The organism is Paenibacillus sp. FSL H3-0302 (assembly GCF_037982245.1).
Classification (GTDB): domain Bacteria; phylum Bacillota; class Bacilli; order Paenibacillales; family Paenibacillaceae; genus Paenibacillus_AQ; species Paenibacillus_AQ odorifer.
Window position 1 is genome coordinate 4,487,594 of sequence record NZ_CP150284.1, and the last position, 11,949, is coordinate 4,499,542.

Here is an 11,949-nt window from a genome sequence, read left to right on the forward strand (position 1 = left end):
CGGGCCTTCTCCTCTCTAATACGGAATTCAATTATTCACGTTCAAGGCAGCGAATTGATTTCATTCGGGGGATCACAAATGCCATAATAATGATGAGCAAACCAGAGATGATAAATAATAAGCCGATTCCCCGTCCTTCCCCTGTGCCTATCACCTTACCTACTGATGAAGCAAGCAGCCCTCCCTCTCGTAAAAGAGGATTAAACACTTGATCAGCCAATATGCCAGCAAAAGCATACGCAGCCACATAACCAAGTTGTGATAAAATGCCAATGATCCCCCATGCCCGCCCCTGTGTGTCATTTGGGATATGGTTGCGAATCATAACGTCAGCACTGGTATTAACAAAAGGCAACGTTGCAAAAAATAAAAAGCCAGCAGCTGTAATAAAAGCAACATTCGTGGTCAGACCCACCAAAGAAAAAAACAGTCCGGCGAATCCTAGGCCGAGCGCTAATACTTTGATATATTTACGATCGATGCTAAAAACTCCAATAATCAGACTGCCGAGCAACATCCCTATAGCACTTACAGATAATACCGTGCCTAGAGTTTTCGTATCCGTAAAGGGTAAAAGCATAGGTGTATATAAGGTTTGGAGAAAACCCACATAAAAAGTAACGACAGACAAAATGATCGTAAGCTGCAGTACACCTTTCGTGTAAATAAGAGCATCCCAGCCCTCCTTCAAATCTTTTACAAACGACTGATTCGTTGGAACTCTGTGTTCAGTCTGTAGATTCCTGCGAACAGCCATCACTGCAAGAACTGTAACTAGAAAGGTTGAGATATCTATAAGCAGGATAGTTTTTATATCCATAAAGCTAAGCAAAATCCCGGCAAGGATAGGGGAAAGAAGATATTTTGAGGACGCAGCAAGCTGAACTAAACCACTAGCCTTGGCAAATTGCTCCTCTGTTAATAAATCTGTAATGGTAGCCTTGTAGGCAGGTTCAAGCAAGGATACAAAAATCGAACTAAACGTCACGCCCAGACAAATCTGCCATAAATGAGGTTCACCCAGCAGCATGATGATGAGAACATATACAAGTCCAAAAGCAGACAACAAATCCCCTGCTATCATCATCAATCGCCGATCAAACCGATCCGCTAACACGCCGCCAAAAGGACTGAGCACAATGGAAGGGAGAAAAGCACATAAGGTTAAAAGTGCCACGCTAGAGGCAGTCTGTGTCATCTGGAACACATAGACCCCTAAGGTGAAAGCCGTCAACCCGCTGCCAATACTGGATATCCACTCCCCCATCCAAATGATCATAAAATTTCCGAAGGATTTGTTGTTCAGAATATTCCCTCTCCCCTACTCAAACATTTGAAACACATAGTCGAAGCTGCCCTTCTCCGCCCCCAGCGTAATTTCCATCGTATAGATAAAAGCTCTTATCTTCTGGATGATTTCCTCAGGCTGCCACTTGAATATCCCTTCATCAAAAAGAAATTGAGAGGTAATCAATAGAAATTCCATCGTCTCCCGGGGATACGGATTGTGAAACAGTCCCTCCTCTATGCCCTGCTCAATGACCTCCGTCAAAACAGGAGTTAGCCGCAAAATGGTTTCCACCAAGCTTTTCTGGTGCAGCTGTGCATTATCAGCCTGATGGAACTGCTCAATCATTTGGCTTTTTCTGTCCGTATCCGGCTTTTGCGCCATAATGATTTGCAGCAGCTTTTCATGAACGGTCAGCTTAGGATCTGCAGCAATTTGCTTAGCAACTGCTACACCAGCATCAATAAATCGCAGCACAACAGCATCCATGACCTCTTCCTTCGATTTAAAATAATAGTAGAAGGTTCCCTTCGCGATACCTATAGCCTGCAAGACATCATTCACTGTCGTTTTGGTATACCCTTTCGTAAAAAACAGCATTTCTGCTGTATCCAATATTTCATTTCTACGTTCTTCCGCTTCTTTGGAAATTCTCATCTGCAACGTCCTCCATTCTATCGACCGACCGTCGGTCTATTCCAATTATATACAAATATTAGATCGTGTCAAGATTAATCCGGCATCACAAAAAAGAGAGAATTCCAAAAGCTACGTTATAGCAGCTGGAACTCCCTCGTTTTGGGATATACTGTTGGGTTTAACTGTTGAGTTTTAGTCTTACTGTTTACTGTTTGGTCTTATTGTTTACTGTTTGGTTTTACTGTTTGGTCTTACTGCTGCATCTTATTTTTAGCTTGCTCTTTGATCTGATCCATGGAGATACCTTTGCTCGCGTTGTAACACTAAACTACTAAACTTCGTTTGCTTGGATCACATTTGCACTTACGACGCAGCTTATCGGACACAGCTGACCTTATACGCTGCATTATCCCCCATTTGGATTCCTAACGGACCGCATAGCACCTATTGGCATCAAAAACACCACAAAAGACCGCTTCCTCAAGGAATAGCTGCACTGGAGTCCGAAAACCGGCTCAAAGGGCTATAAATTTGCAAATAGCGTCCTCTGGGTCCTTAAGCAACACGGGATAGGGATTCAATAGGTAATCAATAGGTATTCAATAGGTATTAATTACCTAAGTTCGGACTAAGTGGCTTCCGGCTGCAGATTTTGCCCCCAAACGGCTTCCCTGTATAGAATGCTGCTATTTCGCATGAGCTTCTGCAATCCCGTCTCAAATAGATTATCTAATCCGCCGGATTGTACTAATGAAAATTTGCTGCCCAAGGAATAGGCTATATAATAATCCGCCCAACTGCTATAACGTTCTTGTAGCTGCCTTGCGGCTTCTATTTTGTATTCCCAGGCTTCTTCCTTCTTCAAATAATCCTCAACATAACCAATCCGGCTCAGATAAATTACCCAAGCTAATCCAAAAGCAGAAATGTCACCAGAAGGCAACTGATGTATACCTTGTGCAACAACCTTCAGATTAACAAAATCCTCATGATCCTTATGTGCCTCAAGATATTTACTGCGTGAGGTTTCGGAAAGTGTGGCTAAACGAGCATGTAAAGATCTATATTCTGCACGGTTGCCATCTTCTAGAAGCCAGCGAATCTGGCGATGAAAGGAGTTAGCATCCTCGATATTCCATCTTTCACAAGCATTTTTGATTAATCCTCTTTTGAAGAAGACATTACTAAAATCAAATTCATAAACCACATAGTATCTCCCTAAGAGACCACGTATGCAGGTAGAGGAAAGACAGCGGAAATACATTTCCAATCGTTTTCTTTGCTTAACATTGTATTCCTTCAGCATGTAGAGCCTCCTGATATTAGTTCGAGAATAGGTATGCTGTTTTGCAAATCTTCCTGATTTTCCATAGAAAAATAAGAATGAACACCGCATTGACAAGCGGGGGAAGCTCAGATACTGAAAAATAATATATGGTATATACCAAAATATAGAACCAGCTTAATTTCAGGAAAACCAATAGATAGAATAATATAGACCCTATAATGCTCTTTCCAATGCTTACGAGCGAAGAGATACGAAGACGTTGTGGATACATTTTTTTGTTCTTCAACATGAACTTATTCGCAAGGTAACGAAAATGAATGAACTCGTCCTTTTTAGGCTCATTAGTCTCCGTTTGTGTAAGAGCTTCCTCAATTTGAGAACATGCAATCTTACATTCCAGAATTAAACATTGCACATCTCTATTTCCAGCATCCTCTTGCAGCAAATATTCACAATCCTTCATCGCTTCCTCATAACGCTGCAAATAGTAGAGAAGCCGGCCTCTTAATAAGTAACCGTCTCTTTCGTTAGGCCACATAGCGGTTACTTGGTCCAAACACACCAGCGCTTCCATATAATCAGCAGTATCCAGACAATACTTAGCTCGCAATAATTGCAGATCAGGATCATACTGAAACAGCTTATTTGCTTCGTCGAGCAGTTGACCCGCTTCAGTATGTTTATCCTCCATCAGCATGAATTGAGCGGATTGCCTCAGATTTAGATAGTGTTCTATGTCAAACTCAAGAGACTCCTGCAAAAGGAAACACTCATAACGCATCTCCATGCTTCCGTCGACCTGCCCCAGTATGTACTCGACTAACTTATTATCATAACGTTGAAGAAATATTTCCTTGTCCTCACGAAAATGAAAAAATGAATCCAACGCCTCCCATACGGCATGAGGCAAATTCCGATGCTGATCAAGGAACAATATAAGCTTATCCCTTAGCCGATCACGATGCTCTATACTCCACATGAAATCTTCATTCAAAAGTGAATGCCACGAAGCTTGTTGAATCCGCCGCGAGAAATCCGCATACAGTTCCCTAATTTGTCTGTCAAAAATATCTGCTGGCTGTTCTTGAAGATCAGCATCAAGTTGAATGGGAAGTGGGCGAAACAGCGCCCACTCGTTTTCATGCGGTATAGTAGTAGCCCCTTCTACTTCTTCCTCGGTGTCTTCCTCCGCAACTTCTTGTTCTTCCTCCTCGCTTTCTTCCTCCTCAGCTTCATCTACTCGTATTACTGTTTCTGCTTGTATCACCATTTTTTCTATTTCTTTTGATATTGCTTCTGCTATTTCTTTCTTATCCTCACCTATAAATGAAGGGACAGTACTTGCTATACGCTGCCCGGAGCGGGCCCATTTCACAGCTGTATCATAAGCTTCTCTAAGCTGTTGGTATCCTTCAGGGTCATCTTCGGGGTGATGCGATTTCAGTTTTTTGGCATAGGCTTTCTTGATGATAGCTAGTTCATCTGTGGGTTCAATCTCCAACATACTCCAGATTGTCATGTGAAGTATGACCACCCTTCAATTTCCGCCAATTGCTCATTGAAAGCTTGTGCCGCTTTTTCAATCACTTTCTCGTTCTGAGTATATAAAGCATCTTCGAATACTTTCAGACACTGTGCGATAAATTTCCGTTGGTCCCCAAGCACCTCTTCATATAAACGCTCACCTCTAGCAAGCAGAAGCCTGTTCTCGGTACGCTCACGCGGATGAATTTTGATACTCCGCAGTTCCAGTAAACGAGCTTCAATTTGCTTTTTCGTCATTGCACCAGCATTTTGCTCAATGATCATCTGATGCTTCTGACCTGTTGAAACGGTTGTAACCTCCACCTCAAGAATCCCATTCACATCATATGTATATCTGACATCTATACTTTCTTCTCCCCGAGGTGCTTGCGGAATCTGAAACTCCATTTCTCCCAGGAAAAGATTATTTTCAACGCGAGGACTCTCCCCCTGATACACATCCACACTTATGATCTTTTGATTATCTGCGGCTGTATATAGACGTTCTACCCGGCTAACAGGAATCGGAGTGTTACGTTCAATGATCGGAAAGTAATGTCCAGATGACGTTTGTCCGCTTGAACCTCTTCGCAGAACACTGGTTCCTAATGTATAGGGGCAAACGTCCGTCAAAATCATTTCATCCAGCGCTTGATCACGCTGCTTCAGCGCCACCTGAACCGCAGCTCCCAGTGCGACGGTCTCATCTGGGCTGATATTCGCATAAGGCATTTTCCCGAACATACGGCTGATAATTTGCTTAATCAGAGGCATTTTAGTCGCACCCCCAATCATCACAATCCCATCCAGATCGGAAGGCTGCAGAGAAGCATCCCGCAATGCTCTTTCTATCGGCTGTCTTAGACGTATTAGTAATGGTTGTACCAATTGCTCAAGCTCTGAGCGTTCTATAGTCAGCACGTATTCTTCCTCTTTAATAACTATCCGCATAGTCGCAGCAGACTCTGTACCAAGAATTCGTTTACTCTGCTCAGCCTGCTTATACAACATCGACCTCGTTATTGGTGTTAACGATTCAGCGTCCAGCTTATTCTTTTGGATAAAATAGGCCACTAGTATCTCTGTGAAATCTTCCCCACCAAGATAGTTATCTCCGGCAATCGACTTAACATCCATTACCCCTTCGAAAAGCTCCAGGATTGACACATCAAAGGTTCCTCCACCCAAATCAAAAACAAGAAATGAAGTCTCCTGATTCTGATGCAGGCCATAAGCGAGTGCTGCCGCCGTAGGTTCACTAATAAGCCGCTCTACTTGTAAGCCAGCCATCTCAGCCGCTTTCTTAGTTGCTTTCCGCTGAACATCATTGAAATAAGCCGGAACACTGATTATAGCGTTCGTTACGGACTCACCTAGATGATTTTCCGCATCCTCTTTCAGTGACCGCAGAACAAAAGAAGATAACTCTTCAGGAGTAAAAGTCATCGTACCTAGCGTGTATTTCTTTGCTGATCCCATAAAGCGCTTAAAAGTCGAGGCGGTTAGCTGTGGATGTGTAATCAGTCGTTCCTGTGCGATTCTTCCAACCAATACTTCTCCCCCTGCATCTACACTAACAATCGAGGGTGTTACATGCTCCCCGAGTACATTGGGAATAATTACAGCCTGACTGCCGTCCCAATAAGCAGCAAGACTATAGGTCGTTCCTAAATCAATTCCGATTGTTCTCACTACTATCTCCACTCCTTTTATATACAATAATATACAAAGAAAAGAGTCCAAGAATCGAAATGTCACTAATTCAACATATTTACATCCAGAGCATAATAATGAAATTGCACTTCTGCAATAGACATAAAAAAGGTATCTCAAAAGCCACAATGGCTGATGGAATACCTTCATTTTTTGGCGGAAAATATTTTTCTGTACATCATCTATAAAAAAACAGTCTCATTCGTTCTCTGGACGTCCTAACATCTGATCTATCTTCTCTTTTGCACCTTCCCATGAGGTCAATAATGGAAAAGCATATTGTTCACGGGCCCGCAAATTCCATGGATGCGGAATACAAAGCACTTTTCTTCCCTCCTGCAATGCCGGAACCAGGTTATGTACCCCGTCATCGATCAATAGATCGTAGTTAATAAGATTTTTCCGCTTACAGGTAAAGAAATTTTCAATCGGAATAAACGGCATATGCTTCTGCAGCCAGTTCCATTTTTCCACCACCGACTGGGGTTGGGCTGCCGTAACAATAATTACATCATAAGCGTTATGCAGTTTCTCCATTTCTCCTACGACATGTTCGTCAAACAGTTCAAGCTCTTCATACAGACCGGGCCGCCCATAGAAAATCTCTTGTGTACAATCCGGATGACGTAAATGATCCGTATTCCAATCAAGCATTTCCTCATACCGCAGCAGATGCGTGGGAAAATCATTATTATTATGGTATATGGCTCGCTTCACTAGATGGCAAATTGTATCATCCATATCTACTGCAATTATTGGCTTCCTCATCTGCGCCTCCATTATTTTTTTAGATTACACTTTAATTATATACAATGAAATTACGGTTTTCGTCGAGAGTTAATTAAAATCCCGGTTAATGTTTATTAAATGCTTCTACGCATTTTTGGCAGATACAAGCTTTCCCTCTCAGTTCTTCCGGGATCTGTTCTTGCAATTCGAGTGGAATTTCTGTATGGAAACACCAACAGTCACCGCCTTCAGCGCCACAACGATTCAATTCTTTACATAAAGGACAATGGCGTTCTTCAACCAGTATGTTCATCATATCCAAAATTTCTACTCCCCCAAAAATCACAAACTATTTATCTTTGGAAAACCATATCAATAAAATAAATCCAACTTCAATTTCTCTATTATTCCTACACTTGTGAACTCGGTTCACTTGCATTAAGATAGTGAACATTACGAACTCAAATGGGAGAATAACAGATGAATGATAAGAAGCTGAGCTTTTTAGATACCCTACATAGTGACTTACTTGCTACCATGGAAGAAGTATATAATCCTTGCAGGTTTGATTGCTCCGAACCAATTCTTGAACCGCAAAATGCGGAATACGGAGCATATATCTTTACCTTAAATGTGCTGGCCATTAGATTCCGGGTGGCTAAAATCACACCCACTAAAGTCGGGCAATTTGTGACACTATGGGAGCGAATTGGAGATCATCCCATCCAACCCTATGACATCTCAGATCCTGCTGATCTCTTCGTTATAAGTACACGAAATGGGAATCACTTTGGCCAATTTATTTTTCCAAAAGCTGTCCTAAGAGAACAAGATATTCTATCTGATAAAGGTGAAGGTGGAAAAAGAGCTTTTCGAGTCTACCCGCCTTGGGATATTCCCACGAGTCGCCAAGCTCAAAAAACGCAAACATGGCAGTCGGAATATTTCTTGGATATCCCTGCAAATAAACCCATAGACTACCTTCGTGCGCAAGCACTCTACGGTTTACCCGTAAATCTTACGGTCTGACCTATCTCCTCCACATGTCCCTTATCACCCTGCAAAATAAAATAATAGTATACATCATCTCCTATTTTCACCGCTTCGGGATATTTAATTATAAGCGCCGCTTGATGATTCCATTCCTCCCCTTGGTCAGCAGAAGGCATAATCAACTTTGCCTTCTCTTCCTCTTTCAACCTCTCTAATGTCAGTTCAGTAATTTGCGGATTGGACCCATAAGGCTTCAGCTGATGGGAGGCAACGATTTCAGCAACTTCATCTATTGATTGTCCCTCTCCAGACATAGCGGATAATTGAAAAAAACCATCCTCCCCCTGACCCTTCTTATCATCTGCTGAATCTACGACCCATTCCGTTGGATACTTCAAAGAGACTCCATAAGCATTGGAAGTAAAGGTTGCAAGCCCAGTTTGCGTAACCAGCATACCGATTACAGTACCTGCAAGTACAATAACCGCGATAACCAACACCCATAGCCACCGTTTTTTGTATACTCTTATTTTCACGATATCCCCCTAAATCAATAATTAGTTGACATGTACAATATTAGGAAATAAGATATAAACAAACATATGAGCAATCATTCATATGTATTAGTGAGGAGGAAATTAAAATGAGCGATCTTAAAAATATCCTATCTCTACTTCTTTTCTGCATCTTCCTAATTTCTTATCTATTAAAGCTCCTTATACTTTACAAGAAAAACCACATTAAAGGAAACGTTCTGGCTAAAGGCGCTAAACTATCTAAGATCCATTATACCGAGCTATTGGTAAAAACCTCTACTTTTTTATGGGGCGCAGTATGGTTTGTTTTTTCCGTAGCAGAGTCCTTTATGGTTACACTTGTAGACAAAACGTTTGATATTCCTGTAATTCACTTTAGCGGTGTGGGTGTAGCTGCCCTCGGGTGTTCCATTTTCATTCAAGCTATGATTGCTATGCGCACTTCATGGAGAGTTGGGATTGATAAGACTACTGTAACCAAACTCATCACACACGGTATTTATAAATATAGTAGAAACGCTGCATTTGTCGGGTTTGATCTCATGTTTTTGGGATTGTATCTGATGTACCCCAATCTGTTAACACTCCTAATATTCATTCTTAACATTGCCGCGATTCATTTACTAATTCTTCAAGAAGAGCAACATTTAATGTCCGTATTCGGAGATGAATATATCCAATATGCCAATAATACACCCAGATATTTTTTATTTTAAAATCTTTTATCAAGCTCCGATAATTTATATTCACTATATCATTTTACATTTTTTACAAGTCCAGAAAACATTCTCTTAATGTAACTACTATAATATGAGACTGTAAACATACATTAGGAGGGAAATTATGAAATCACCGAAAAAGTATGGCGTCAGAACAGCAATTGTAGCGACAGCGGCAACTGCTCTTTTTGTATCCAGCATAGTCACTACAAATGCACCTAATCAAGCAGACGCAGCATCTTCGAACACAAGAAATGTAATTCTGTTTATTGGAGACGGAATGGGTGCTGCTCAGCGTGATGCCATCCGGCTTGCCACCGTAGGTGAAAAAGGAAATCTAGCAATGGATTCCATGCCATACGTTGGATTAATTCATACAAGCTCCACTGTCCCTGTTACAGATTCGGCTGCTTCTGCTTCTGCTTATGCCAGCGGTGTGAAGACTTATAATGGTGCTATCGGAATGGATGCCGATAAAAAAAGTGTTAAGACCATTATGGAATATGCTAAAGATGCCGGGAAATCAACAGGTGTCGTTACCACTAGTCAGATTACAGACGCGACTGGCGCCGCATTTGGTGCTCACGTTGAAGACCGCTCAAAGCAAAGTGATATCGCTCTTCAGCTTCTGACAAAGAGCAAGGTTGATGTTCTGCTCGGTGGGGGTGAGGATTTCTGGTACCCGGCAGGCAATCCCGGCAAATTCCCAGATGAACCCGCTGAAGATCCTTCAGAAAAAAGCAAAGGAACGCAAGGTAACCTTGTGGATAAAGCTAAACAATTGGGCTACACCTATGTAACGAACAAAGCGGATATGCAAAAAGCAAAAGACGGCAAGCTGCTTGGAATATTCGCAAACGAGGAAATGTTCCAGCAAAAGCCTGAGGGTGAAGGAGATATTTATAATCCGGTGGTATCGCTGCCCGAGATGACTAAGAAAGCTATAGATACGCTAGCAACAAATAAAAAAGGATTTTTCCTTATGGTGGAAGAAGAAGGCACTGACGAATTTGCACATCAAAACAACGCTAAAATGACGATTAAATCAGGTCAAGAACTGGACAAATCCGTGCAAGTAGCCAAAGACTTCGCCAAAAAGAATCCAGATACACTGGTTCTAGTGCTTGCCGACCATGAGACCGGCGGATTTTCTATTGAAGCAGTTGACGCAGATGATGAGTCCGGTGACGGCATATCCAAAGAAGACGGTCCATTCGCCATCGCCAATTCCAAACACAATTTTGTAGTGGACTGGACGACCTCAGGCCATACTGCGGTTGATATTCCAATTACAGCTATGGGCAAAAATGCACAATTATTTACTGGAATCTACGAAAACACCGAAGTATTCACCAAGCTTATGCAAGCATCAGGTTTTAAAGCCAATAAATAAAAGCAAATAATAAAAGACTAGCCAGATTTTTTTCTGGGTAGTCTTTTTCATTTTAAAATACAGTATTTACTTAGCATCTGTTCGCACAACAAAAAGGATATCCTTAGTCTGATCCGCCCATTTACCTGTCAGATGAAATCCTCTGATCGTTGCTCCAGGCTCATAATCTTTACTATTTGAACTCAAAAAGGCTGCCAGATTAGACTCAAGTTTAAACGTTGCTTTTCGATCTGCGAATTAGTGGATGGTTTCACCAAGCTTTACATAAGGAATAGAAGCAGCAGAATCCTTCATTAGTGCTTGAAAAAGCGCACTCTCATCATCCAGTTCTATGCCCACCTCTCTGGAGAGGGGTTCAACTAATCTGATGTGAAATATTCGATTCCCAATATGATCAAACCCAAAATAAAGATGATGATACCAATCACAAGCGGAAAACCTAAAGCTAAACTATGAATCGATTTTACAAATATACCGTTAATTAACGATTACAGCGAGGTGTGTTTATAAAATTCTATTTTTATAGCTAATCCAACGGTTTCCTTATGCTTCTAATTTACGTGACAGCTCCTTAATTAACTCGATCTCTCGTAAAACCATACTTCGGGTGTAAAAATAGAGCTCCTCAGAGTAATCCATATCCTCACTATTGCCAACTACTTTGGATAACTGCTGTAAATGGTCCAGCTTTTCGTTCATATAAGTCTCTCTGTAATCAAGCAATCTTCTACGTGTCTCCTGATCCAAAAGCTCATAATAAGCAAGACGAATAGACCATTCATTATCAATTCGAATAGTCTCCAGCGTAAATTCTGTTAAGCAGGTGTTAAACCGCTCCTCACCCTCAGTAGTTATAGAATATACATAACGTTTAGGCCGGCGTTCCTGAATTTCCGTTTTTTTGATTACCCATTTTCGCTTTTCAAATAATTTCAGCTTTGGATAAAGCGAGTTATTGTTTACGATTTTATCATTGCCCATTACAAAAATAATGTTTTTTTTAATTTCATAACCATGTTTGGCCCCTTTCATTAATTGGGCCAGAATCAAAACTTCAATATCCATAATCATCCTCCGGGCTTCCGGAATACGTATCCGGTTCATCATTTTCTTATATTACCTCAATT

At 41.3% G+C, this 11,949-nt stretch carries 12 protein-coding genes; 3 read left to right on the top strand and 9 right to left on the bottom strand.

Annotated elements, in window-relative coordinates; genetic code table 11:
• Window positions 1–31: 31 nt before the first annotated feature.
• The 7 genes from MHH50_RS19940 to MHH50_RS19970 form a co-directional block, all read right to left on the bottom strand.
• The gene (locus MHH50_RS19940; protein ID WP_179088350.1) at window positions 32–1,279 is read right to left on the bottom strand and encodes an MFS transporter; all 1,248 of its coding nucleotides are present in this window, start codon (window positions 1,277–1,279) and stop codon (window positions 32–34) included.
• Between the two features lie 42 nt (window positions 1,280–1,321).
• The gene (locus MHH50_RS19945) at window positions 1,322–1,945 is read right to left on the bottom strand and encodes a TetR/AcrR family transcriptional regulator (protein WP_340033311.1); all 624 of its coding nucleotides are present in this window, start codon (window positions 1,943–1,945) and stop codon (window positions 1,322–1,324) included.
• Window positions 1,946–2,555: 610 nt separating this feature from the next.
• Complete coding sequence (locus MHH50_RS19950; protein ID WP_051491590.1) at window positions 2,556–3,233, bottom strand: DUF1266 domain-containing protein; 678 nt, start codon at window positions 3,231–3,233, stop codon at window positions 2,556–2,558.
• Between the two features lie 16 nt (window positions 3,234–3,249).
• Window positions 3,250–4,734: a J domain-containing protein gene (locus MHH50_RS19955; RefSeq protein ID WP_076310466.1), complete on the bottom strand. Its 1,485-nt coding sequence runs from the start codon at window positions 4,732–4,734 to the stop codon at window positions 3,250–3,252.
• Window positions 4,731–6,431 carry a molecular chaperone HscC gene (locus tag MHH50_RS19960; RefSeq protein WP_076219594.1) on the bottom strand — a complete coding sequence of 567 codons (1,701 nt, stop codon included), beginning with the start codon at window positions 6,429–6,431 and terminating at the stop codon, window positions 4,731–4,733. Before MHH50_RS19960 ends, MHH50_RS19955 begins: the two co-directional genes overlap by 4 nt.
• Before the next feature lie 219 nt (window positions 6,432–6,650).
• Window positions 6,651–7,220: a hypothetical protein gene (locus MHH50_RS19965; RefSeq protein ID WP_076129874.1), complete on the bottom strand. Its 570-nt coding sequence runs from the start codon at window positions 7,218–7,220 to the stop codon at window positions 6,651–6,653.
• An 85-nt stretch (window positions 7,221–7,305) separates the two neighbouring features.
• Window positions 7,306–7,497, bottom strand: coding sequence for a cysteine-rich CWC family protein (locus MHH50_RS19970; protein WP_076129911.1), 192 nt, complete (start codon window positions 7,495–7,497; stop codon window positions 7,306–7,308).
• A 164-nt stretch (window positions 7,498–7,661) separates the two neighbouring features.
• Here MHH50_RS19970 and MHH50_RS19975 point away from each other — a divergent pair, with 164 nt between their 5' ends.
• The gene (locus MHH50_RS19975; RefSeq protein WP_076281482.1) at window positions 7,662–8,210 is read left to right on the top strand and encodes a MepB family protein; all 549 of its coding nucleotides are present in this window, start codon (window positions 7,662–7,664) and stop codon (window positions 8,208–8,210) included.
• Here the strand turns inward: MHH50_RS19975 and MHH50_RS19980 are convergent.
• Entirely contained in the window at window positions 8,180–8,710 is a 531-nt protein-coding gene (locus MHH50_RS19980; protein WP_312148312.1) for a hypothetical protein, read from the bottom strand. The genes MHH50_RS19975 and MHH50_RS19980 overlap by 31 nt on opposite strands.
• Before the next feature lie 107 nt (window positions 8,711–8,817).
• On the opposite strand from MHH50_RS19980, the gene MHH50_RS19985 reads away from it, so the two are divergent.
• Both MHH50_RS19985 and MHH50_RS19990 read left to right on the top strand, forming a co-directional pair.
• The gene (locus MHH50_RS19985) at window positions 8,818–9,426 is read left to right on the top strand and encodes an isoprenylcysteine carboxylmethyltransferase family protein (protein ID WP_076281480.1); all 609 of its coding nucleotides are present in this window, start codon (window positions 8,818–8,820) and stop codon (window positions 9,424–9,426) included.
• A 127-nt stretch (window positions 9,427–9,553) separates the two neighbouring features.
• Entirely contained in the window at window positions 9,554–10,822 is a 1,269-nt protein-coding gene (locus tag MHH50_RS19990; RefSeq protein WP_076219598.1) for an alkaline phosphatase, read from the top strand.
• 543 nt (window positions 10,823–11,365) lie between these two features.
• Here MHH50_RS19990 and MHH50_RS19995 read toward each other — a convergent pair.
• Entirely contained in the window at window positions 11,366–11,887 is a 522-nt protein-coding gene (locus tag MHH50_RS19995; RefSeq protein ID WP_036688994.1) for a PadR family transcriptional regulator, read from the bottom strand.
• Window positions 11,888–11,949 lie beyond the last annotated feature (62 nt).